The 22,757-nt window shown below is 67.4% G+C and carries 26 protein-coding genes and 2 riboswitches; of the genes, 16 read left to right on the forward strand and 10 right to left on the reverse strand.

The features are described 5' to 3' along the window. Positions 1-16 precede the first annotated feature (16 nt). The 8 genes from VEA62_RS09840 (at position 17) to VEA62_RS09875 (ending at position 6,518) form a co-directional block, all read left to right on the forward strand. Positions 17-886 carry a farnesyl diphosphate synthase gene (locus VEA62_RS09840; protein WP_324821166.1) on the forward strand — a complete coding sequence of 290 codons (870 nt, stop codon included), beginning with the start codon at positions 17-19 and terminating at the stop codon, positions 884-886. Positions 887-1,005: 119 nt separating this feature from the next. After that, entirely contained in the window at positions 1,006-2,916 is a 1,911-nt protein-coding gene (gene dxs, locus VEA62_RS09845) for a 1-deoxy-D-xylulose-5-phosphate synthase (protein ID WP_324821099.1), read from the forward strand. Between the two features lie 83 nt (positions 2,917-2,999). Then, a complete protein-coding gene (locus VEA62_RS09850) occupies positions 3,000-3,359 on the forward strand; it encodes a hypothetical protein (protein WP_324821102.1) in 360 nt (119 codons plus the stop codon). Positions 3,360-3,834: 475 nt separating this feature from the next. Next, complete coding sequence (locus VEA62_RS09855) at positions 3,835-4,194, forward strand: AtpZ/AtpI family protein (protein WP_324821105.1); 360 nt, start codon at positions 3,835-3,837, stop codon at positions 4,192-4,194. A gap of 14 nt (positions 4,195-4,208) precedes the next feature. Next, positions 4,209-4,982 (forward strand): F0F1 ATP synthase subunit A, encoded by a 774-nt coding sequence (locus tag VEA62_RS09860; protein ID WP_324821108.1) that lies wholly within the window; start codon positions 4,209-4,211, stop codon positions 4,980-4,982. A gap of 54 nt (positions 4,983-5,036) precedes the next feature. Beyond that, positions 5,037-5,261, forward strand: a complete 225-nt coding sequence (locus tag VEA62_RS09865; RefSeq protein WP_324811313.1) for a F0F1 ATP synthase subunit C — start codon at positions 5,037-5,039, stop codon at positions 5,259-5,261. Positions 5,262-5,407: 146 nt separating this feature from the next. Then, positions 5,408-6,001, forward strand: coding sequence for a hypothetical protein (locus VEA62_RS09870; protein ID WP_324821111.1), 594 nt, complete (start codon positions 5,408-5,410; stop codon positions 5,999-6,001). A 1-nt stretch (position 6,002) separates the two neighbouring features. Continuing rightward, positions 6,003-6,518: a F0F1 ATP synthase subunit B gene (locus VEA62_RS09875; protein WP_324821114.1), complete on the forward strand. Its 516-nt coding sequence runs from the start codon at positions 6,003-6,005 to the stop codon at positions 6,516-6,518. Positions 6,519-6,621: 103 nt separating this feature from the next. On the opposite strand, the gene VEA62_RS09880 is transcribed toward VEA62_RS09875, so the two are convergent. From VEA62_RS09880 to gcvT, 5 genes are all read right to left on the reverse strand, one after another. Then, the gene (locus VEA62_RS09880) at positions 6,622-7,110 is read right to left on the reverse strand and encodes a DUF6789 family protein (protein ID WP_324821116.1); all 489 of its coding nucleotides are present in this window, start codon (positions 7,108-7,110) and stop codon (positions 6,622-6,624) included. A gap of 98 nt (positions 7,111-7,208) precedes the next feature. Further along, positions 7,209-8,780 (reverse strand): aminomethyl-transferring glycine dehydrogenase subunit GcvPB, encoded by a 1,572-nt coding sequence (gcvPB, locus tag VEA62_RS09885; protein ID WP_324821119.1) that lies wholly within the window; start codon positions 8,778-8,780, stop codon positions 7,209-7,211. Further along, on the reverse strand, positions 8,780-10,120 hold the full coding sequence (gene gcvPA, locus VEA62_RS09890) for an aminomethyl-transferring glycine dehydrogenase subunit GcvPA (RefSeq protein WP_324821122.1): 1,341 nt from the start codon (positions 10,118-10,120) through the stop codon (positions 8,780-8,782). The genes gcvPB and gcvPA overlap by 1 nt, the downstream gene beginning before the upstream one ends. 154 nt (positions 10,121-10,274) lie before the next feature. Then, a complete protein-coding gene (gene gcvH / locus VEA62_RS09895) occupies positions 10,275-10,640 on the reverse strand; it encodes a glycine cleavage system protein GcvH (RefSeq protein ID WP_324821125.1) in 366 nt (121 codons plus the stop codon). 19 nt (positions 10,641-10,659) lie between these two features. Continuing rightward, positions 10,660-11,778, reverse strand: a complete 1,119-nt coding sequence (gene gcvT / locus VEA62_RS09900) for a glycine cleavage system aminomethyltransferase GcvT (RefSeq protein WP_324821128.1) — start codon at positions 11,776-11,778, stop codon at positions 10,660-10,662. 56 nt (positions 11,779-11,834) lie between these two features. Further along, a riboswitch (glycine riboswitch) is annotated at positions 11,835-11,921 on the reverse strand. Positions 11,922-11,925: 4 nt separating this feature from the next. Beyond that, a riboswitch (glycine riboswitch) is annotated at positions 11,926-12,023 on the reverse strand. A gap of 430 nt (positions 12,024-12,453) precedes the next feature. On the opposite strand from gcvT, the gene VEA62_RS09905 reads away from it, so the two are divergent. The 4 genes from VEA62_RS09905 to VEA62_RS09920 all read left to right on the forward strand — a co-directional run bounded on the left by VEA62_RS09905 (position 12,454) and on the right by VEA62_RS09920 (position 15,360). Next, positions 12,454-12,630, forward strand: a complete 177-nt coding sequence (locus tag VEA62_RS09905; protein WP_324821131.1) for a hypothetical protein — start codon at positions 12,454-12,456, stop codon at positions 12,628-12,630. Positions 12,631-12,770: 140 nt separating this feature from the next. Then, positions 12,771-13,454, forward strand: coding sequence for a phytanoyl-CoA dioxygenase family protein (locus VEA62_RS09910; protein WP_324821134.1), 684 nt, complete (start codon positions 12,771-12,773; stop codon positions 13,452-13,454). A gap of 1,207 nt (positions 13,455-14,661) precedes the next feature. Next, on the forward strand, positions 14,662-15,066 hold the full coding sequence (locus VEA62_RS09915) for a hypothetical protein (protein WP_324821137.1): 405 nt from the start codon (positions 14,662-14,664) through the stop codon (positions 15,064-15,066). Positions 15,067-15,165: 99 nt separating this feature from the next. Next, positions 15,166-15,360, forward strand: a complete 195-nt coding sequence (locus VEA62_RS09920) for a hypothetical protein (RefSeq protein ID WP_324821140.1) — start codon at positions 15,166-15,168, stop codon at positions 15,358-15,360. Positions 15,361-15,402: 42 nt separating this feature from the next. Here the strand turns inward: VEA62_RS09920 and VEA62_RS09925 are convergent, their stop codons facing one another. The 3 genes from VEA62_RS09925 to VEA62_RS09935 all read right to left on the reverse strand — a co-directional run bounded on the left by VEA62_RS09925 (position 15,403) and on the right by VEA62_RS09935 (position 17,533). After that, positions 15,403-15,825, reverse strand: coding sequence for a hypothetical protein (locus tag VEA62_RS09925; RefSeq protein WP_324821142.1), 423 nt, complete (start codon positions 15,823-15,825; stop codon positions 15,403-15,405). Positions 15,826-15,915: 90 nt separating this feature from the next. Next, positions 15,916-16,923, reverse strand: a complete 1,008-nt coding sequence (locus VEA62_RS09930) for an adenosine deaminase (RefSeq protein ID WP_324821144.1) — start codon at positions 16,921-16,923, stop codon at positions 15,916-15,918. Next, entirely contained in the window at positions 16,913-17,533 is a 621-nt protein-coding gene (locus VEA62_RS09935) for a TetR/AcrR family transcriptional regulator (protein ID WP_324821146.1), read from the reverse strand. The genes VEA62_RS09930 and VEA62_RS09935 overlap by 11 nt, the downstream gene beginning before the upstream one ends. A 104-nt stretch (positions 17,534-17,637) precedes the next feature. On the opposite strand from VEA62_RS09935, the gene VEA62_RS09940 reads away from it, so the two are divergent. Further along, positions 17,638-18,270, forward strand: a complete 633-nt coding sequence (locus VEA62_RS09940) for a hypothetical protein (RefSeq protein WP_324821148.1) — start codon at positions 17,638-17,640, stop codon at positions 18,268-18,270. 1 nt (position 18,271) lies between these two features. On the opposite strand, the gene argS is transcribed toward VEA62_RS09940, so the two are convergent. Further along, positions 18,272-20,074, reverse strand: coding sequence for an arginine--tRNA ligase (gene argS, locus VEA62_RS09945; protein ID WP_324821149.1), 1,803 nt, complete (start codon positions 20,072-20,074; stop codon positions 18,272-18,274). Further along, positions 20,074-20,736: a Tat pathway signal sequence domain protein gene (locus VEA62_RS09950; RefSeq protein ID WP_324821151.1), complete on the reverse strand. Its 663-nt coding sequence runs from the start codon at positions 20,734-20,736 to the stop codon at positions 20,074-20,076. The genes argS and VEA62_RS09950 overlap by 1 nt, the downstream gene beginning before the upstream one ends. 149 nt (positions 20,737-20,885) lie before the next feature. On the opposite strand from VEA62_RS09950, the gene ispH reads away from it, so the two are divergent. The 3 genes from ispH to VEA62_RS09965 form a co-directional block, all read left to right on the forward strand. Next, a complete protein-coding gene (ispH, locus tag VEA62_RS09955; RefSeq protein WP_324821153.1) occupies positions 20,886-21,896 on the forward strand; it encodes a 4-hydroxy-3-methylbut-2-enyl diphosphate reductase in 1,011 nt (336 codons plus the stop codon). A 127-nt stretch (positions 21,897-22,023) separates the two neighbouring features. Further along, positions 22,024-22,305 carry a hypothetical protein gene (locus VEA62_RS09960; RefSeq protein ID WP_324821155.1) on the forward strand — a complete coding sequence of 94 codons (282 nt, stop codon included), beginning with the start codon at positions 22,024-22,026 and terminating at the stop codon, positions 22,303-22,305. A gap of 133 nt (positions 22,306-22,438) precedes the next feature. Continuing rightward, positions 22,439-22,757 (forward strand): phosphotransferase (locus VEA62_RS09965; protein ID WP_324821157.1); only part of this gene is annotated, 319 nt, incomplete at its 3' end.

A 22,757-nucleotide genomic window follows, 5' to 3' on the forward strand; every position in this document is an offset into this window, starting at 1 on the left:
GCCCGAGCAGAACGTCATCGACCGCGTCGCCGAGACCGCCGACCTCGTCACCGTCGCCCTCGACGAGCTCCTGCCCCGCGCCGACGGCCCCGAGTCCCGGCTGACCGAGGCCATGCGCTATGCGGCCCTCGGTCCCGGCAAGCGGCTGCGCCCCTTCTTCGCGCTGGAGGCGGCCAGTCTCTTCGACATCGAGGAGCGGCCGGTGCTGCGCGCCGCCTGCGCCCTCGAATGCGTCCACGCCTACAGCCTGGTCCACGACGACCTGCCGTGCATGGACGACGACGACATGCGCCGCGGCCGCCCCACCGTGCACCGCGCCTACGACGAGGCCACCGCCGTGCTCGCCGGCGACGCCCTGCAGACCGCCGCCTTCGACATCCTGCTCCACCCCGACACCCACGAGAATCCGGCCGTGCGCTGCGAGCTCGCCGCCCGCCTGTCGCTGGCATCGGGCGCGCGCGGCATGGCCGGCGGCCAGATGATCGACCTTCTCGGCGTGCGCGACGACCTCGGCGGCGTCGCCCGCATGCAGCGGCTCAAGACCGGCGCCCTGTTCACCTACGCCTTCGAGATCCCGCTGATCATCGCCGACGCCCGCGAGGTCCACCGCCAGGCGCTGATCAGCTTCGCCCACGACATCGGCCTGGCCTACCAGATCGTCGATGATCTGCTCGACGTCGAGGGCGACGAGGACATCCTCGGCAAGGCGGCCCGCAAGGACCACGCCCAGGGCAAGACCAATTTCGTCACCCTGCTGGGCATAGAGGCGGCGCGGCACAGGGTCGCGCATCTGGCCGACCAGGCCCGGGCCCACCTCGACCCGTTCGGCTCCGACGCCGAAATCCTCAAGGCCAGCGTGGACTTCGTGCTAAAACGCCGGTCCTGAATCGCCGCCCCGTCTGCACCGCTTCTGAACCGCTTTTCGACACCGGATCGACCCGCCCGGCAGCGAAATGGTCTAGAGCGGGTTACAACGACAGTATCTCCTGGGTCCAAGGTCGCCGAATGCCCGACACGCCTTTGCTCGACAAGGTCAAGCTTCCCGCCGACACGCGGGGTCTCGACATCCCGCAGTTGAAGCAACTGGCCGACGAGCTGCGCGCCGAGACCATCGACGCCGTCTCCGTCACCGGCGGTCACCTCGGGGCCGGCCTCGGCGTGGTCGAGCTGACCGTGGCCCTGCACCATGTGCTTGAGACGCCGAAGGACATCCTGATCTGGGACGTCGGCCACCAGTGCTATCCGCACAAGATCCTGACCGGCCGCCGCGACCGCATCCGCACCCTGCGCCAGCCCGGCGGCCTGTCCGGCTTCACCAAGCGCAGCGAGAGCGAATACGACCCCTTCGGCGCCGCCCACGCCTCGACCTCGATCAGCGCCGCCCTCGGCTTCGCCGCCGCCCGCGACCAGAAGGGCGAAAAGAACCGCGTCGTGGCCGTCATCGGCGACGGCTCCATGTCCGCCGGCATGGCCTACGAGGCCATGAACAACGCGGCCGAGACCACCAATGGCCAGCTGATGGTCATCCTCAACGACAACGACATGTCGATCGCCCCGCCGGTCGGCGGCATGAGCGCCTACCTGGCCAAACAGGTCTCGGGCGGCGCCTATCGCAATTTCCGCCGCTTCGGAAAGTCGGTCGCCGAACACCTGCCGCGTCCGTTCCGCAACGCCGCCCGCAAGGCCGAGGAATACGCCCGCGGCATGATCGTCGGCGGCACCTTCTTCGAGGAGCTGGGCTTCTACTACATCGGCCCGATCGACGGGCACGACATGGACAACCTCGTCCCCATCCTGAAGAACGCCGCCGCCATCACCGACCGCCCGGTGATCGTCCATGTCGTGACCCAGAAGGGCAAGGGCTACGCCCCGGCCGAGAGCAGCGCCGACAAGCTGCACGCCGTCGCCAAATTCGACGTCGTCTCCGGCAAACAGTCCAAATCCGTCTCCAACGCCCCCAGCTACACCAAGGTGTTCGGGACGGAGCTGATCAAGCGGGCCAACCTCGACCCGTCCATCGTCGCCATCACCGCCGCCATGCCCTCGGGCACGGGCCTCGACCTGTTCGGCCAGGCCTTCCCGACCCGCACCTATGACGTCGGCATCGCCGAACAGCACGCCGTCACCTTCGCCGCCGGCCTCGCCGCCGACGGCATGAAGCCGGTCTGCGCCATCTATTCGACCTTCCTCCAGCGCGGCTACGACCAGGTCGTCCACGACGTCGCCATCCAGAAGCTGCCGGTGCGTTTCGCCATGGACCGCGCCGGCCTGGTCGGCGCCGACGGCGCCACCCACGCCGGATCCTTCGATATCGGCTTCATGGGCGCGCTTCCCGGCATGGTCCTCATGGCCGCGGCCGACGAGGCCGACCTGGCCGCCATGATCGCCACCTCGCTCGAGATCGACGATCGCCCCTCGGCCTTCCGCTATCCGCGCGGTGACGGCGTCGGCGTCGAGATCCCGGAACTCGCCGCCCCGCTGGAGATCGGCAAGGGCCGCATCGTGCGCGAGGGGACCACGGTCGCCATCCTGTCGCTCGGCACGCGCCTGCAGGAATCGCTCAAGGCCGCCGAGGCCCTGGCCGCCCGCGGCGTCTCGGCCACCGTCGCCGACGCCCGCTTCGCCAAGCCGCTCGACGCCGACCTGATCCTGCGCCTCGCCCGCGAGCACGAATGCCTGATCACGGTGGAGGAGGGCGCCATGGGCGGCTTCGGCGCCTTCGTGCTTCAGCTGCTGGCCGAAAAGGGCGCGCTCGACGCGGGGCTCAAGATCCGCACCCTTTGCCTGCCGGACGTCTTCCAGGACCAGGATACGCCCCACGCGATGTACGCCACCGCGGGTCTCAACGCTGAACATATCGCCGCCGCGGCCCTGAGGGCCCTGGGCGTCGAGGCGAGCCGCGCCGTCCGCGCCTGAACCTCCGGCCTGACAGACGCCGCAGGCAACCTCGATCCTCCACCCCCGTTCTGTCCCGGACAGGCAGAGGTGGAGTACCGATTGTGAAAGCTCATTTGTTCCTGGCCGCGGCCCTTGTATGCGGCGGTTGCGCTACGCGGCAGGCGTCCGGCGCAGACGCCGCCTCGGTGGTGCGGACCGGCGACGCCAACATGACCTGCCGCCAGATCGCCAATGAGGCGGCGACGCTCAGCGCGAGGATGGGCGGGACGCCCACCGGCGGCGCCCTCGGCGGCGTGGCCAAGGCCGGCGCCGCCGCCCTGATTCCCGGCGCGGGCCTGGTCATGGCCGGCGTCGACGCCCTCAACGCGCCCGAACGGGCCCGCCGCGAGGCCGACGAGAACCGCTGGCATTACCTCAACGGCCTCTACACCGCCCGCCACTGCCTGCAGGGCGGCCGCTGAGGCCGGCGCACCGCGGCCCTTGGCCGCCTTCAAGTGGAAGGCGACTCCTCCCGATAGCGGCAAGGCCCTCCGGCCTCGTCTGTGCCTCGCCCTCTTCCTTCGTGTCCTTCGTGATGATCCAGGGCTCCGGGCCCCGTTAAGAGCGCCACCCGACGCAAGCTGCCGGAAAATCTCCACGCGGAGCGTCTGTCTGCATCGAAACGGTATTCTCACAACGATCTGCGGGCGCAGGCCCGGCGCTCCGCACGCCTCCCCGCCCTTCCCGCCGACAAACCGGAAGGCGCAGACTCATGCCCGAAATCCCGGTCCCCGCCAGCGACCGTTCGCCACGCCTGCAAATCCACGAAACAAACGTGCGGAAAATCAACGATCTAATGCGCGTCCGCACCGCCTTGACCTGCCGGGGTCACGCCTATAGGTTCCGCGCCGAATTCAGACCCCCTCCGGCGTCCGTGCCGGAGTGCTGAGGCCGCCCATGTCAACCGAACCGGAATCGCGCGAAGAGGCGATCAAACGCCTCACCGAAAGCGCATCCGCGATGGAGGCGCGCAATGCGCGCCAGCTGTCTCACGAGGCGGCGGGGCAGGCGGCGGCGGGGCAGGCGTGGCGTATCCTCGCCGACCTGTTCGGCGGCGTGTTCGTGGGACTGGCGCTCGGGTTCATCGTGGACCGGTTCGCCGGGACGGGACCCTGGGGTCTGATCGGCGGCGTCCTGCTGGGCTTCGCCGTCTCGGTATTCATGGCCTGGCGGACGGCGCAACGCCTGATGGCCCAGGCGAAGGCAAGCGGGGTGGAGCCGAAGTCGGTTCCCTTCGACGACGACGAAGAAGACTAGGGACCCAGGGCTCGATGGCCGATCCGCTACACCAGTTCCAGATCCAGCCTCTGAGCCCGGAGGTCGAGGTGACGCTGCCTTTCATCGGGCAGCAGACGATCGCCTTCACCAATTCCCATCTCGCCATGACCGTCGCCTTCGGCATGGTCGTGCTGTTCCTGACCCTGGTCACGGCAGGGGCCAAGGTCGTTCCGGGCCGGATGCAGGCGGCGGGCGAGACCCTGTTCGGCATGATCGACGGCCTCGTCGATTCCATCATCGGCCATGACGGCCGCAAGCTGTTCCCGTTCGTCTTCACGATCTTCATGTTCATCCTGGCGATGAACTTCCTCGGCCTGTTCCTCAGCTTCACCGCCACCTCGCAGATCGCCGTCACCGCCACCTTCGGCGTCATCACCATCCTGATGGTGCTGGCCATCGGCTTCGCGAAGCACGGGCTGAAGTTCTTCACCCTGTTCGTGCCGTCGGGCGTGCCGTGGCCGGTCCTGCCCTTCGTGGTGATCATCGAGTTCGTCTCCTTCCTGCTGCGGCCGGTGACCCTCACCCTTCGTCTGTTCGGCAACATGATGGGCGGCCACGTCGCCCTGAAGGTGTTCGCCGGCTTCGTGGTCGTCGCCGTAGGCGGCGCCATCGGCTGGCTCGGCGTTCCGGTCTTCATCCTGTCGCTCGGGATGACGGTCGGCCTGACCGCGCTGGAGTTCCTCGTGGCCTTCCTGCAGGCCTTCGTCTTCGCTGTTCTGACCACGATCTACCTGAACGACGTGGTCAACCTGGGCCACGGCCACTAGGGCCGGGACCAGTTTCGTCTCCAACCAACCAACCCCAGACTAGGACTTACGACCATGGAAGCAGAAGCCGCCAAGCTCATCGGCGCCGGCCTCGCGATGACCGGCATGATCGGCGCCGGCATCGGCGTCGGCAACATCTTCGGCCAGTTCCTGGCGGGCGCCCTGCGCAACCCGTCGGCCGCCGGCTCGCAGATCGGCAACCTGTTCGTGGGCGCGGCTCTGGCCGAAGCCCTGGGCATCCTGTCGTTCGTGCTCGGCATCCTGCTGTACTCGGCCTGATTTCGTCCTTCCGGCGCGGCGCGGCCTGCCTGGTGCAGGGCCGCGCCGTCGTCGGCTGACGGATCGACCGTAGCCCCAGCCCATTTCCGCTTCGGGTCGCGCGACCTGAATCCACGAAATGGGCCAGCGACAAGACCAGGCGACAGATGACCACCACAGCCCACCCCGTTCTGCCCTCCGACGCGGCCCATCCGGTCGCGATCGAGGACACGCACGCCACGACCGAAGCCGCCCACGGCGGCGAGCACGAGTCCGGCGGCCTGCCGCAGTTCGAGTTCCAGCACTGGTTCGGGCAGATCGTCTATCTGATCTTCCTGTTCGCCATCCTGTATTTCCTGATCGCCAGGGTCTTCGCCCCGCGCCTGCGCCGGGTCTTCGACGAGCGCGAGCAGACCATCTCCGGCGCCATCGCCACGGCCCGTCAGGTCCAGGCCGAGGCCGCCGGCCAGGCCGAAGCCGCCAAGGCCGAGGTCGAGGCCGCCCGCGCCTCGTCGCGCGCCACCGCCGCCGCCGCCAAGGCCCGCGTCACTGACGAGGCCAACGCCCGCGCCGCCCAGGAAGAGGCCGTCGTCAACGCCCGCATCGCCGAGGCCGAGGCCGCCATCGGCAAGACCCGCGACGCCGCCATGACCAATGTCGCCGCCATCGCCTCCGACACGGCCGCCGCCATCGTCGAACGCCTGACCGGCAAGGCGCCGACCGCCGCCGAGGCCGCCGCCGCCGTCAAGGGAGCCGCCTGACATGAACATGTTCTTCGAAGAGGGCTTCTTCAGCCTCTCCAGCGCCGAACTGTGGGTCGGCGTCGGCCTGGTCCTGTTCCTCGCCCTCTGCCTGTTCACCGGCGCCTTCAAGCTGCTGGGCGGGGCCCTCGACGCCAAGGCCGCCCGGATCCAGTCCGAACTCGACGAGGCCGCCCGCCTGCGCGCCGAGGCCGAGGCCCTGCTGGCCCAGATCCGCGCCGAGAAGGCCGAGGCCGAAGCCCAGGCCGCCGAGATGCTGAAGGCCGCCGAAGCCGACGCCCGCGTCATCGAGGCCGAGGCCAAGGTCAAGCTGGAGGAAACCCTGGCCCGCCGTCAGGCCTTGGCCGAGCGCCGCATCGCCCAGGCCGAGGTCCAGGCCTCCGCCGAGGTCAAGGCGGCGGCCGCCGATCTCGCCGCCCGCGCCGCCGAACAGATCCTCGCCGCCCGCCTGGCCGGCCAGAAGACCGATCCGCTCCTCGACGCCGCCATCGCCCAGATCGGCTCGCGGCTGAACTGACGGGCCCGGTCACCGGAACGCACATCGCCGGAACGCACATCGCCGGAACGCACGGGGCCCCGCTGGCGACAGCGGGGCCCTTTCGCTTTCAGTCCCGACCCGCTCAGGCGTGGTAGGGACCGTGACGGTGGATGTGGTTGCCGTGGATCATGTGCTGGGCTTCCCGGCCGCGGCCGACCAGCCGTCCGTAGACATTGCCCAGCACGATGCCGAAGATCGCATGGCTGGCGATCATCCAGGCCAGGGTGCCGAACCCGGCCTTCATGAAGAACAGGCCCGCCCCGCCGATCGGCGCGATGACCAGTCCCATCAGGATGAAGGCCCCGACGGCGAACACTATGCCCTTGGACTCGGCGGTGTCGGTCGGCAGCCGCGGGCACAGCACGCCGAACAGGGCGCCGAGGCCGAGGCCCGCGACGACGTGCGCGGCCCAGCCGATGGCCGGCTGATCCGCGGGCTGTTGCAGCATGACGGCCAGAAGCTGGGGGAACGCGACGGCCCAGTGGCCCACCGTCATGTTGATCGCCTCGATGATCGAGACCACCACCGTGGCCGCCAGACCGGCGACCAGACCCTTTTGTACGCGTGACATCATGACCTGAGCGCCTCCCAACGCCTGTTTCGGTTCTGATAACGCGTGGAGAAGGATACGCCTTTTCGGGAGGACGGCGTTCACATTGCCGCGACTGGCTATTCAGCCGCGATGTTCGATCCTTCGGGCGCTGTCCAGCGCAGCACCGGCTGGCGGGCCGCCCGGGTCTCGTCCAGCCGCTTCAGCGGCGCGTGGAAGGGCGCGCCCTTGAAGCGGTCGACGTCGCCGGCCATCGCCGCCGTCGCCAGCGCCCGCATCGCCTCGATGAAGCGATCCAGCTCCTGCTTCGACTCCGTCTCGGTCGGCTCGATCAGCATGGCCCCGTGCACGACCAGCGGGAAATACATGGTCATCGGATGGAAGCCCTCGTCGATCATCGCCTTGGCGAAGTCGAGCGTGGTCACCTCCGTGCCCTTCAGCCATTCGTCATCGAACAGCGCCTCGTGCATGCATGGCCCGTCCGGGAAGGCCGGGCTCATCAGGTCCTGCAGCCGGGCCTTGATGTAGTTGGCGTTCAGCACCGCGTCCTCGGCCACCTGCCTCAGCCCGTCCGAGCCATGGCTCATCATGTAGCTCAGCGCCCGGACATACATGCCCATCTGGCCCTGGAAGGCGCAGAGGCGACCGAACGCCTGCTCCGCCTCGCCCTCGGCGAATTCGACCAGTTTGAAGCCATCGTCGCCCGCCACGACCCAGGGCGCCGGCGCGAACGGCGCCAAGGCCTCCGACAGCACCACCGGGCCCGCGCCCGGCCCGCCGCCGCCGTGCGGGGTCGAGAAGGTCTTGTGCAGGTTGATGTGCATGGCGTCGACGCCCAGGTCGCCCGGCCGCACCCGCCCGACGATGGCGTTGAAGTTGGCCCCGTCGCAGTAGAAATACGCCCCGGCCTCATGCGTCAGCCGGCTGATCTCGAGGATGTCGCGCTCGAACAGGCCGCAGGTGTTCGGATTGGTCACCATGATGGCGGCCACGTCCGGCCCCAGCTTGGCCGCCAGATCGGCCACGTCGACCCGGCCGTCGTCGGTCTGGGCCACCTCGACCACCGTATAGCCGACGAAGGCGGCGGTGGCCGGATTGGTGCCGTGGGCCGAGGTCGGCACCAGCACCTTGCGGCGCTGCTCGTGCTCGCCCTTCGCCTCGTGCGCCGCCCGGATGGCCATCAGGCCGCACAGCTCGCCATGGGCCCCCGCCTTGGGCGACAGGGCCACCGCCGGCATGCCGGTCAGGGTCTTCAGCCAGTGGGCCAGGGTGTCCATCAGCTCCAGCGCCCCCTGCACCGTCGACTGCGGCTGCAGCGGGTGGATGTCCGAGAAGCCCGGCAGGCGCGCCATTTTCTCGTTGAGGCGCGGATTGTGCTTCATCGTGCACGAGCCCAGCGGATAGATGGCCAGGTCGATGGCGTGGTTCTTCTGCGACAGGCGCACATAGTGCCGCATGGTCTCGGGCTCGCTCAGCCCCGGCAGGCCGATCGGATCCTTGCGCACCAGATCGCCCAGGTCGGCGCCGGTCCCCTTCGGCTCCGGCAGGTCGACGCCGGTCTTGCCCCAGCCGTCGCTCTCGAAGATCAGGTGCTCGTCCTGCAGCAGGCCGCGGCCGCCGGTCAGGGTGGCGGGCTTGCTCTCGACCCGGTTCGGCGTGGTCGGGCGGCCGACGGTGTTCATGGTGCTCATTACAGAACCTCCGCCAGGGCGGTCTTGAGGGCGGCGATATGGGCTTCGGTGGTGGTCTCGGTGGCGGCGACCAGCAGGACGTCGTCCATGCCGGCGGCAGGGGCGAGGCGGCCGTAGGGCACGCCGGCCAGCACGCCCTTCTGCGCCAGGGCGTCGACCACGTCGGTCGCATTCTTCGGCAGCTTCACCGCGAACTCGTTGAAGAAGCGCGGCGTCAGCACCTCGACGCCCGGGATCGAAGCCAGCGCATCCCGCGTCGCCACCGCCGCCTCATGGTTCAGCAGCGCCATCCGCCGCAGGCCCGTCTCGCCCAGCAGGCTCATGTGGATGGTGAAGGCCAGGGTGCACAGGCCCGAGTTGGTGCAGATGTTCGACGTGGCCTTGTCGCGGCGGATGTGCTGCTCGCGCGTGGACAGGGTCAGGACGAAGCCGCGCTCGCCGTCGGCGTCGACCGTCTCGCCGGTCAGACGGCCGGGCATCTGGCGCACCAGCTTCTCCCGCGTGGCGAACAGGCCGACATAGGGGCCGCCGAAATTCAGGGCGTTGCCGATCGACTGACCCTCGGCGGCGACGATGTCGGCCCCCATCTCGCCCGGCGACTTCAGCAGGCCCATCGACACGGCCTCGGTCACCACGACGATCAGCAGGGCGCCGGCGGCGTGGGCGGCCTCGGCGATCTTCGTCACATCGGTGGCGGTGCCGAACACGTTCGGCGTCTGGACCACGACGCAGGCCGTATCCGGCCCGATCTGGCCGATCACATCCGCCTCGGCGTCGACCGCGGCGGGCAGAACCTGGGTCTCGACGCCGACGGCGTGCACCACCGTCTCGGTCGCGGCGACATAGTGCGGATGCACGCCGCCCGAGATCACCGCCTTGTTGCGGCGGGTCACGCGGGTGGCCATCAGCACGCCCTCGGCCATGGCGGTCGAGCCGTCATAAAGGCTGGCGTTGGCCACCGGCATGCCGGTCAGGTTCGCCACCTGGGTCTGGAACTCGTACAGATACTGCAGCGTGCCCTGGGCGATCTCCGGCTGGTACGGCGTGTAGCTGGTCAGGAACTCCGAGCGCTGGATCACATGGTCCACCGTCGCCGGCACATGGTGGCGATAGGCTCCCGCGCCGCAGAAGAACGGAACGGATCCCGCGGCCGTATTCTTCGCCGCCATGGCCCCCAGCGCCCGCTCGACTTCCAGCTCGCCCGCCACGCGCGGCAGGTCGACGAAGCCCTCCCGCCGCGCCGCCTGCGGCACGTCCACGAACAGGTCGTCGATCGACTTGGCCCCGATGGCGGCCAGCATGGCCGACCGGTCGTCGGGCGTCAGGGGAAGGTAGCGCATCATTCTCTCCAAAGCCCTTCCCCTCGAGGGGGAAGGGTTGGGATGGGGTGGTGGCAGGCTGGCGCCGACAAGGTCGCTATCGGCGCCGGTCGGAGTTCAGGTGGGATAGAGTTTGCCTCCACCCCACCCAACCCTCCCCCTCGAGGGGAGGGCTCTAGAGCGTGGTCAGATATTGATCGTACGCCGCGCGGTCCATCAGGCCGCCCAGCTCGCCGCCGTCCGACACCTTGATCTTCGCAAACCAGCCTTCGCCTTCCGGATCGGCGTTGACCGTCTCGGGCGCCGAGGCGAGGGCGGCGTTGCCCTCGATCACCTCGCCCGACACCGGGGCGTAGACGTCCGAGGCGGCCTTGACGCTCTCGACCACGGCGAAGCTGTCGCCCTTGGAGACCGACTTGCCGGCTTCCGGCGTCTCGACGAACACCACGTCGCCCAGGGCCTCGGCGGCGTGCTTGCTGATGCCGATGGTGGCGACGTCGCCGTCGAGGCGAACCCACTCGTGATCCTTGGTGAAATGCATCGGTCTGTCTCCGAAAGGCTCAGGCGGCCTTGGGTTTGCGATAGTAGCGTTGGGCGACGAAGGGCATGGCGACGACCTCGGCGGCGGCCGGCTTGCCGCGCACGATGACCTTCAGCTCCGTGCCCAGTTCGGCGAACTTCGGGGGCACATAGCCCATGGCGATGTTGCGGCCCAGAGTCGGGGAGGGACCGCCCGAGGTGACATTGCCGATGACGTTTCCGTCCATGTCGGCGATCTCGGCGCCTTCGCGGGCCGGGGCGCCTTCCTTGACGCTGAGGGCGACGCGGACCCGCGACGGGCCCTCGGCCAGTTCCTTCAGGATGCGGTCGGCGCCGTTGAAGTCGGCCCGCTCCTTGCGCGACTTCGACAGGGCGAAGGTCAGGGCGCCCTCCACCGGGCTGGTGGTGGCGTCGATGTCGTGGCCGTGCAGCGGCAGCCCGGCCTCCAGCCGCAGGCTGTCGCGGGCGCCGAGGCCGATCGGCTTGACCCGGGCGTCGTCCAGCAGGGTGTTCCAGATGCGTTCGGCCTGATCCCCCGGGACCGAGATTTCATAGCCGTCCTCGCCGGTGTAGCCCGAGCGCGAGACGAAGCAGTCGACCCCGAACAGCATCAGCCGGGCGCAGTCCATGAAGCCCATTTCCGACAGCACCGGCTCGTGCTTCGCCATCACCTCGGCGGCCTCCGGCCCCTGGATGGCCAACAGGGCCCGGTCGGCCAGCACGGTCAGCTTGGCATCGCCCTCGAGGTTGGCTTCCAGAAAGGCGAAGTCTGCATCCTTGTTGCCGGCGTTGACCACCACATAGAGGCCGTCGTGGTCGGGCTTGCCGGCCATCAGGTCGTCCATGATCCCGCCCTCGGCGTTCAGCAGCAGGCTGTATTTCTGCTTGCCGGCCTTCAGGATCGCATAGTCGCCAGGCACGAAACGCTCGAACTGGGCGATCGCGTCGGCGCCGCTGATCCGGCACTGACCCATGTGCGAGACGTCGAACAGGCCGGCGTGCTCCCGCGTCCAGCGGTGCTCGGCCAGCACGCCCTCATACTGCACCGGCATGTCATAGCCGCCGAAGCCGACCATCCGGGCGCCCAGCGCGCGGTGCGCGGCGTTGAGAGGCGTGGTCTTCAGGGTCTCGTCGGTCATGGTCAGACTTTCGTGGTCGCGTGTTGAAGCGGAAAGCTCCGCCGTCCTCGCGCCCCCGCTGTCCTGAAGCCTGAGAGATTCCGGCCGCCGGGGGTCCGGCGACCTTGCTCCGTCGGCGCGCTCCTGGGAGCGACTTTCCAGCGTCCGTATGTCCTCGCGGTCCGTTTGCCTGAGCGTTTCCGGGGCGGTTGCGCCTTCGGCTCCGAAGCCGCCGAAACGGCCCCGATCTCTCCCGCGAGAGCGCCGCGACCTAGGCCCCGACTCAAGGGGGAAGTCAAGCGGGGGCAGGAGCAACCCTCTCCCGGCGGGAGAGGGCTTGAGCCTCCGGGAGCGAAGCGATCGGCAAGGCGAAAGGGTGAGGGGCTACTGTTGGTGGGTCCGCTTACGACCCGTTGCGGACATCGCGGAGCTAGATAAGGTCGGGCGATGCAATGCGCGGCAGCCTACATCTTTCAAGGTCGGATTGTTCTCGCGGCTGAGCGAGAAACAACAGCAGGCGTCTGGATTTCTGACGGTCCTGTGCAGGTCTGTGAGACGTCTGACCCTATGATCTTGGGACAGGCTGTCCTCAGTGCGCTGGCCGCCTCGCGACGGGCGACGCCTCACCCGACCGATTGGAAATCCGTCGCAAACCCCGTTCCCGCCGCAGCAGGAGCCAAGAGTCAGAAAGCCTTCATGGCGTCCGCCAAGCACGTCGCCGTTGAAGCGAAAGGGTCGCAGGTCATCTTCCGTCCTTCGCGCAACTTGGGTGCGAAGGAGGGTTTTGAACCGACCGGTGTGGAGCAAACATCATCGACCGACCCGGACGACGTTGGAGGTTTGCTCCTGGCTTCTTTTCAAAGCGCGGCCTGACCAATGCCCGCTAACCACCCTTAGCGGTCCTCCGGTCGGACACCTAGCCGATCTCAGCCCAGCGCCCGGAGCGGACGCTCGGACGGGGCCTGGAAGCCGACTTTCGTTGAGCGTGTGATCTGTCGGGGGTAAACAGCCGCATGCCTGCCCCGGTTGCCCAGCTTGAGCTCGGACGAGACGGCGCTGAGCTAGCGCCAAAGGCGCTCGACATCTCCGCACTCGCGACTTTGGAACAGGTGCTCGCCGGCCAGCCGCGAGACGTCGCTGGCGTCAGGCTATTCGATGTTGACGGGCTGGTGAGTTTCCTCGCCGCCAACGGTCCGATCGGATCCATTGCTGCACGAAATCTGGGTGGGATGGCGCGGCCGGTGCGGGCGATCCTCTTCGACAAGACAGCGTCCGCGAACTGGTCATTGGCTTGGCACCAAGACCGCGTGATCGCAGTGCGTGAACGAAAAGAAGTTGAAGGCTTCGGGCCTTGGACGCGCAAGCATGGTGCCCTCCACGTCGCGCCGCCCTTCGAGCTGCTGGCCAGCATGCTCACGCTGCGCGCCCACCTCGACCCTGTCCCTCAGTCCAACGCTCCCTTGCTCATCGCGCCGGGCTCGCACCGCTTTGGAAGAATCCCCGAGTCTGATGTTCCAGCGGTAGTTGCAAGGTGCGGCGTCGCCATGTGTCTTGCTGACTTGGGAGACATCTGGACCTATGCCACGCCAATCCTGCACGCTTCCGACAGAGCGTCTGCTGCGACGCACCGCCGAGTTCTACAAGTGGACTATGCCCTCGGCGATCTTCCCGGCGGACTGCAATGGCTTGGCGTCTGACTCGCGCCAACAGCGGACACGCGGACCATACCGGAAAGACGACATTCCAGGCGTAGCTCAGAGGTCCGCTTTCCGGCGCGATGCGCGCTTCGCAAACCGACCCCAAGCTGACGTAGTGACCGACCAGTTCGCGGTGGCGTAGCTACGGGGCTTTGGTCAGAGGTCGGCAGGGTATCCACCGGTCGGTTCCGCGAAAGTCGCGGGCGTCAGTGATGTAGATTGCGGGACCAGTGGGACCGACAAACAAGGCTCGACACCGATCCGGCTCCCCCGCGATTTTCGTGCACAGGATATTCCCGGACACCGAAAAGCTTCCCGGTCGCAGTGCGAAGTCAGCGCGCTGCATGGTGGCTCGCCCGAGATATTTCTCTCGGCCATATACCGATCCGAGGAAACAATGACGGTGCCAGTTCATGGCGATGTCTCGAACTTCTTCTGCGGTCGCTGGCCGCAACGTGTGTGCGGTAGGAGGCTCGACAGGGGAGTCCGCTACGCATGAAGAGAGCAAGAGAACGGCCAGCACGACAGCGGGCATTGTCGAACGCATCGGGCGATCCTTGCTCGAAGTGGTCCTTCAGTTTCACCCGGACTGGAGAACTGCGGGTTAATCCTCGAAGCCGTTTGAGGTCCGCTTTCCACCCTTAGGCGACCGTCGGCTCTCGACCCATTGCGGACGTGTTAGTCGCTTACGACAGCCCATTCCGAGACTCGCTCGTCAGGCCCAAACCGCAAGACGAGCCATTCCGAGTCGAGACTAAAAAGCCCTCGTTCGGGACCAAGATTATAAACAAAATCCCAGTCTCGAAAATAATTGCTCGCTGGTGGTTCGCCGAGTAGCTCGACCACTTCTGATTTGGTCATTCCGTTGAGGTCATGAGTCAGCAAGAGCGCACTCACCATCCTCACCCGGGTGTAGGCGGACGGTGGATTCTTCCAACTGGCAGAGTCGAAAAGATAAACCGGCAGGTATCCAGTAATCCCTGCCCACCCCGCGCTGCATAGGAGCAAAACCGCAATAAGCCCGACGAAGCAGCCCATCTTCCGCTGGGGGCTTCGCTTTGGACCGGGCGAGCGTTCATGCATGCCGGTTGATACCACAGAACCTCGTCATGCGGATGCCTTCCCACCGAGGGCCTTGTGTCCCCTTCCCACCCGTAGGCGACGGTCGCTCCCGACCCAAAGCGGCCTTCGGCAAGACGTGGTACGCTTGGCCATGATCGAACGCAGGGGCAGCGCAGTGGTCCAAACGAACTACAATAAACCGACGCCTCAAGAGGTTAAGGAGGCGCGGCAAGCAATGGCTTGGATAGACCGCGATTGGGACGCGATAGCCCTCGCGGCGAAGACCCGACTAGCGGAAATGTGTGATCTCAGAGAGTTCGCTATCTTCCCGTACGAGCGTTGCCGCTTTCACGCGATCCTCTTCCTGCCGACGGAAGCAGATGCCGCCGACGCTCGCACAAGCCAACTTGATCTCTGGGCCCGCAGCGTTCTCCTTGAAATCATACATCCCCTCAGAGCCGAATGCGGGGCACTCGACATCCAGATCGAGATAGACTCGGATGAGAACGTGCGACGACGATACGGCAGCTACTTCAACCGTCTTCGTTAGCGGCGTCCGCTTCCCACCCTCGGGCGACAGTCGGCTCCCGACCCGTAGCGGAAGTTTGGAGTGGAAGGCACGCTACCACCTCCGAGAAGAGAAGCGAAGATGAACTCCGTCAAGCGTCTGACTGTTGAAATGACCGCCGACGACTTGTTGGCGATAAACAACGCCCTCAACGAGGTCTGCCACGGGCCGGATGCAATCCCGGAATGGGAGTTCCAGACTCGCATAGGCTTGGATAGGGTGATGGCCAAGCAAACCTTGGGGCGGATCAAGGCCGCCCTCGATCAGGTCCGCTGAGCGTCCTTGTCTGACAGTCCGCTCCCGACCCGTAGGCGACATTCAGAGATAGGCGAGGCTACCGCCCCCCATCGCAATGATGGACACGGCGTTGCCGTCGCGGTCGAAGCCTCCCTGCCAGCCTTCGTAACCGGAGGAGTTGTTGAGTAGATCGAGGCGAAGGCCGTTCGAAAACCGCAGACACAGGTCTGCTGTCAGGCAGTCGACTGTCGCGGAAGAAACGGTTGCTCCGGCGAGGAGTTCGTTCGCATTGGTTTCGGCATCGACCGGAGCTGGCAAGCCAAAGCGTTGCCCATCATCCTCGTCCGTAAGCGCGATGCCATCGGCTGAAACTAATCGCCAGTGACAACCAACCGCCAAACCCACATTGTCGCGGAGGTCGAACATCCAGTCTGCTTCGCGGCGTTCGACGCGGCAGGACCGGCCAACAACTGCTGCTTCAAAGGCGAGTGCGAGATCGTCCATGCGCGTCTCCAAAAGGAGCGGCAGGCTATCGTCTGATATGTCTGCTAACCACCCTTCCGAGACATTGAGCGCGTCCGCTTTCTGGCGGTCTCACCCCGCCGCGTAGACCTCCACCTCCGCCACCCGCACCGCCTTTTCCGCCTCGTCCAGGAACGACCCCTCGAAGCTGTTCCGCGCCAGCTGCGTCACCTGCTCCCGCGTCAGCCCCACCGCCTCCGCCAGGCGCCGGTAGTTGTCGTTCACATAGCCGCCGAAATAGGCCGGATCGTCCGAGTTCAGCGTCACATGCAGGCCCCGGCGCAGCATCTCCGGCACGGGATGCTCCTTCAGATCCTTCACGACGCAGAGCTTCAGGTTCGACAGCGGGCACACCGTCAGCGTCATCTGCGACGCTGCCAGCCGCTCGATCAGCGCCTCGTCCTCCATCGAACGATTGCCATGGTCCATCCGGTCGATGTGCAGCAGGTCCAGCGCCTCGCGCACATATTCGGGCGGCCCTTCCTCGCCGGCGTGGGCGACCCGCTTCAGCCCCATCTGGCCGGCGCGCTCGAACACCCGCTGGAATTTGGACGGTGGATGGCAGACCTCGGACGAATCCAGCCCCACCCCCTCGATCCGGTCCAGCCACGGCTCCGCCTTGTGAAGCGTGTCGAACGCCGCGTGCTCGTCCAGATGCCGCAGGAAGCACAGGATCAGCTTCGAGCTGACGCCCAGCTCGCGCTCGGCCCGCTTCATTCCCGCCAGCAGCCCCTCGGCCACGACCCCGAACGGAATGCCCCGGTCGGTGTGGGTCTGGGGGTCGAAGAAGATCTCGGCGTGGCGCACATTGTCCGCCGCCGCCCGCCGGAAATAGGCCAGCGCCAGATCGTGGAAGTCCTCCTCGGTCTGCAGGACGTTCGCCCCGGCGTAATAGATGTCGAGGAAGTCCTGCAGGTTGGAGAAGTCGTAGGCCGCCCGCACCGCCTCGACGCTGTCGAACGGGATCGAGACCTTGTTGCGCCGGGCCAGCTCGAACATCAGCTCGGGCTCCAGCGAGCCCTCGATATGCAGGTGCAGTTCCGCCTTGGGCAGGCCGGCGATATAGGCGTCAAGGGACATGGGCGGGTCTCCGGTCGAACGGGACGGGCGAGGGCGGCGCGGCGGCGATCGTCTCCAGCACGCCGGCCGCCAGTCGGCGGTGCGAAACGATAAGGGTCTCGGGAGCGGTGCGGAAGTCGTTCTGCAGCCAGAGTCTCAGCTGACCGATGAAGGCTCCCGCCAGGAAGGCCGCCGTCTGCCGCCGCTCCTCCGGATGCAGACCGGCGGCGAGCCGCTCCAGATTGGCCTCCGCGATCAGACGCAGCTTCCGCTCTCCGGCGGCCAGCATCACCTCCATCGACCGCGACGGCGCCACCCGCCGGGAGAAGGCCTGGTTGCCGGCGATATGCATCACCACATGGGCGATCGGCAGGATGTCGGACGACAGCCCCTCACGCCGGGCCGCGCTGTCGCAGACCGCGATCATTCCGGCGAACGACTGGCCGAGGAAGTCGTCGCGGTCCCTGAAGTGCGCATAGAAGGTCGAGCGCCCGACGCCCGCCGACTTCGCCAGGTCGCCGACCCGGATGTCCTCGAGGTCGCAGGTCCGCCCCAGCGCGATCAGCGCATGCGCCAGCCGCTGCCGCGTGCGGGCGACGCGCTCGTCCATGCCGCTGCCGTTTCCGGACATTCTCCACCCCGTTGTCCCGCATCCTCCCGGAGGCGCCGGACGCCCGCTGGTTTTCCCCCCGATCCATGCCAACCACAAGGCGCACAGCGTCGGGAGGAGTTCGCATGCACGCCAATCCAAAGGCCGGGGCCGCCGCCCTGATCGTCGGCTGGGTCGCCTATATCGCCCTGATGGCGGTGCATCCGACCCACCTCGGCGGCCCCTCGCTCGGCCATGTCGATCTGAACGACGCCGTCCACTGGACCGCCCTGCTGGTCGTGCCGGTGCTGGCCTACGGCTATCTGGAGCTGACGCGCTGGCTCGGCCTGTCGCGCGCCCTGCCGCCGCTCGGCTTCAGCTTCATCGGCTTCAGCCTGTTCGCCGGCATGGTCGCCGGCACGCTGAACGGTCTGGTCATGCCTCAAGTGCTCCAGCCGTCGCTCCCGGGCGACATCGGAGCCGAGACCGTGGACGCCCTGCGCCGGCTGGTCTGGTGGACCAACCAGGGCTTTTCCGCGATCCACTACGCGCTGGCCGCGATCGCCACGGGCGTCTTCGGTATGGCCTGGCTCAGCCGTCCCGGCGGTCGCCCGCTCGGCGTCGCCGGCCTGCTGATCGCCGCGGCCTTCCTGCTCTGGCTGGCCAGCGGAACCTGGCGACCGGATGTGCACGGCGCCCTCGTCGTGGTGCTCGCCCTCGGCGCCTGGTCGATCTCGGCCGCCTTCGCCATGCGCGGGGACGCGCGGCCGGAGGACTGACCTACATCCGCTCCGGCGTGTCGATGCCGAGCAGGTCCAGCGCCCGCTCCAGCTGGTCGAGCACCGCCTTCGACAGCGTCAGCCGCGAGCTCTTCGTCGCCTCGTCCGGCGCGGCCAGCACCGGGCAGGCGGCGTAGAATTTCGAGAACGACTGGGCCAGCCGCCAGGCGTGCTCCGAAATCAGGTGCGGCATCCGCTTGTCGTAGGCTTCGCTGACGGTCTGCGAGAAGGCGTCCAGCGTCAGGGCCAGGTCGCGTTCGGCCGGTTCGGCGATGACCACCGGCCCCGCCGCCGCGCCCTGATCGGCCGCCTTGCGCAGCAGGGATTTGATCCGCACGGCCTGATACAGCAGATACGGCCCGGTCTTGCCCTCGAAGCTCATGAACCGGTCGAGGTCGAAGACGTAGCTGGTCGTCCGGCTGTTCGACAGGTCGGCGAATTTCAACGCCGCCACCGCCACCTTGCGGGCGATGTCCTCGAACTCCGCCTCCGGCAGGTCGGCCCCAAGCCTCGCCTCGCGCAGCCGCTCCCGCGCCTTGTCCGTGGCCATGCTGATCAGGTCGTGCAGCTTCAGCACCCCGCCCGCGCGGGTCTTGAACGGCTTGCCGTCCGGCCCGTTCATGGTGCCGAAGCCGAGGTGTTCCAGCGACCCCTCGGCCGCATAGCCGGCCAGATACGCCGCCCGGAACACCTGTTCGAAATGCTCGGCCTGCCGCTCGTCGACGACATAGAGGATCAGGTCGGGGTCGATCGCCTTGCGCCGGTCCAGAATGGTCGCCAGGTCGGTCGTGCCGTACATGGCCGACCCCTCCGACGAGATGACCAGCAGTGGCGGCGGACTGGGCGCCTCGATGACGCTGCCGTCGGCCAGCTTGCGCTTCCGCGTCTCGCCCGGCCTGGCGACATGCACCACCCGCGCCCCGTCGTCCTCGACCAGCAGGCCGGTCTTCTCGAGGTGGGCGATCATCTCGGGCATCAGCGGATCGGCGTCGCTCTCGCCGTTCCACAGGTCGAAGGTCACGCCCAGCGCCCCGAACTCGCGCTGCAGCCCGCTCATCGAGACGTCGTGCATGTGCCGCCACAGGGCGCGGTAGCCGGGCCGCCCCGCCTGCAGCTCCGCCGTCGCCTTGCGGGCCCGATCGCGGAACCCGGTGTCTTCCTTGGCCCGGGCGGCGGCGGCCGGATACAGCCGCTCCAGATCCTCCAGCGTCACCGGGCTCTCGGACGGGAACGGCCCATCCCCTTCGGCCATGAAGCCGTCGGCCCCGCCCTCGTCCGCCACGGCGACGATCAGCAGCCCCATCTGGAAGCCCCAGTCGCCGAAATGGGCGTCGCCCCAGACAGTGTCGCCGCGGAAGCGGAACAGCCGCTTCAGGCTCTCGCCGATGATCGAGCTGCGCAGATGGCCGACATGCATCGGCTTGGCCACGTTCGGTCCGGCGTAGTCGATGACCACCTTGCGCGGCGCGGCCACCACCGAGGCGCCGTTGTGGCCGGCGTCGCCCGCCACCTCGGCCGCCCGGGCCGCCAGCGCGGCGTCGGCGACCTTCAAATTGATGAAGCCCGGGCCCGCGACCTCGACCGAAGCCAGCCGGTCGTCGCCCTTCAGCCGCTCGGCCAGCCGCCCGGCCAGCTCGCGCGGATTGGCCTTCAGCGCCTTGGCCGCGGCCAGGGCGCCGTTCGACTGGAAGTCGGCCAGGTCCGGCCGGTCCGACGGGGTCACGCGGGCGAGCGCCGGGTCCACGCCTTCGGCGGCGAAGGCGGCCCCGACCGCCTCGCCCAGAACAGTCCTGAGGTCGGTCATTACTGGGCGGCGGGCGGCGGGGTGGTCGTGCCCGCATTGACGCGGAAGCGGCTGCCCGTGCGGTTGAACTCGGCCATCTGGGGCGTCACGTCGAAGCCGACCAGGATCTCGAAATTATCCCCGCTCGTGGTGGCGTCGGCGCGCGGAATGACGATCGTCTGCTCCTGGGTCATGGAGGTCGTCTGGGCGCCCTCGAAATCGACCGGCAGGTCGAAATACTCCTTGGCCAGAACGGCCCTGTTCCGCTCCGTCACCGCGATCCAGTAGCGATAGGTGCGCTGATCGCCCTGGGCCTGCGGGCCACGTCCGAGGTTGAACAGCACCCGGGTCTGCACCGTGATCGGCTCGTCGCCCTGATAGGCGCAGTCCGAGGTCAGGCCTTCGATCTCGCCGGTGAACCCGACGTTCGACGACGACACCCGCTCACCGGTCAGTTCGACGTAGCGGGCGGCGTCGTAGAGGATTTTCACATACGGGCACGGCCCCGCGGCGGCGTTGCGGCGCAGCGGCGCGATCCGGGGCCGGCGCTCCCTCTGGTTGGTCTCCGAGCCGTCGGCGTTCTGCGGGCTGTCGCCGCGCGGGCGCGACTGGGCCGAGGCGGCCTGGGGCAGAGCCAGGGCCGCGAGAACCGAGACCAGGAGAATTTTGGAGACGCGACGCATCGAAAGCTCTTCCACGAACGAGGAGGCGCGCGACAGCCCGACGCCGGGCGCAACGCTCGTTGCTGATAGCGGCTAAAGCGAGGCGCGGCAAACCCGCGCTGGCGTAAACCGGAGTGGCGGCGGCGGGACCGAACGACTAGGTTCCCGCCATGACCCTGCACGCGCCGATCCCGGCCCCCGAAAAGCGTCCGCTGACCGTGCGGCTGGCCACCCCGCGCGGTTTCTGCGCGGGAGTTGACCGCGCCATCCAGATCGTCGAGCGCGCCATCGGGAAATACGGCGCACCGGTCTATGTGCGCCACGAGATCGTTCATAACCGCCACGTTGTCGACCGGCTCAAGGCCATGGGGGCGGTGTTCGTCAGGGAACTGGACGAATGCCCCGACGATCGGCCGGTAGTCTTCTCCGCCCACGGCGTGCCCAAGTCGGTGCCCGCCGGCGCCCGGGCGCGCGAGATGCTGTTTCTCGACGCCACCTGCCCGCTGGTCTCCAAGGTCCACAAGCAGGCGCTCCGCCACCAGCGCCTCGGTCGCCACGTCATCCTGATCGGCCATGAGGGGCACCCCGAAGTCATCGGCACGATGGGCCAGCTGCCCGAGGGCGCTGTGTCGCTGGTCGACACCGTCGAGGATGCCGAGCGCTACACGCCCCCGGACCCCGACAATCTCGGCTACGTCACCCAGACGACGCTCTCGGTCGACGACACCGAAGGCGTGATCGCCAAGCTCAAGGAACGCTTCCCCAACCTGCAGGATCCCGCAGCCGATTCGATCTGCTACGCCACCACCAACCGGCAGGAAGCGGTCAAACTCGCCGCGCCGGGCACGGACCTTTTCCTCATCGTCGGCGCCCCCAATTCGTCCAACTCCAAGCGCCTCGTCGAGGTCGCCCTCAAGGCCGGCGCCAGGCAGGCGCTGCTTGTCCAGCGCGCCGCCGAGATCGACTGGGACGCCGTCGGCCCGCTCCGGACCGTCGGACTGTCTGCGGGTGCGTCGGCGCCCGAGGTCATCGTCAACGAGATCATCGACGCCTTCCGCGAGCGCTATGACGCGACGGTCGAATTGGCCGAGATGGCCGAGGAGAACGAGCATTTCCTGGTTAACCGCGAACTGCGGAATATTGCGTTGACGCATGAGGACATGGCCTGGGTGAATGGGTGAGAAGCGGTCCCGCTTTGAGCGGGAGCAATCGATCCGGTGAATCGATTGCAGCATCGAAAGCCCAGAGCCAGGCGGAGGGACGGGAGGCGGCAATGCTGGGCGCTTCCGCCGCAAGATGGAACGGAAAATGATCCTGATAGACCTGCTCGCCGGCCTCGGTTTCTGGGTCGCGATCGCTGCCTTGATCTACTCCATGATGAATATGGGCCTGTTGTTTCTGATCTGGCTACGGCTGCAGAGGCAAAAATCGCTGTCCTATCGGACCATTTATCAGTTAGCGGAGCTGGAGCCTTACAAGGTCCGAGCGCGCCGATCATTCGTGGTGTTTGGGGCTGGACTTTTCGTGTTTGCTGTCGTGAGGCCTCTCTCGGGCTTGTTGTCCGTCTGGTCCAGCGTTCTTTTCCGTTGACACCAGGTCGGCAAGGAAAGGACGATGTTCGTGCGCGCCGTTCGAAACCTGTGGTCCATGTCGCCATGAGACTGGCGATCCTTAGTGACGCGGGTTATGCGTTCGGCAGAATCGTGCATCACGGAAAGTCGCTGTGGCAGTCTATACCGATATCACCGAAGACGAACTCGAACGCTTCCTCGCCCAGTATGATGCGGGCTCGCTGATGTCCTACAAGGGCATCGCCGAAGGCGTGGAGAACTCGAATTTCCTGCTCCACACCGACAAGGCGCCCTATATCCTCACCCTCTACGAAAAGCGCGTCGATCCTGCCGATCTGCCCTTCTTCCTCGGCCTGATGCAGCATCTCGCCGATCGCGGTCTATCCTGCCCGCTCCCCGTCGCCCGCAAGGATGGGAAGCAACTCGGCGAGCTGGCGGGCCGCCCCGCAGCGCTCATTTCCTTCCTCGAAG

Source organism: Brevundimonas sp., assembly GCF_035627475.1.
GTDB lineage: Bacteria > Pseudomonadota > Alphaproteobacteria > Caulobacterales > Caulobacteraceae > Brevundimonas.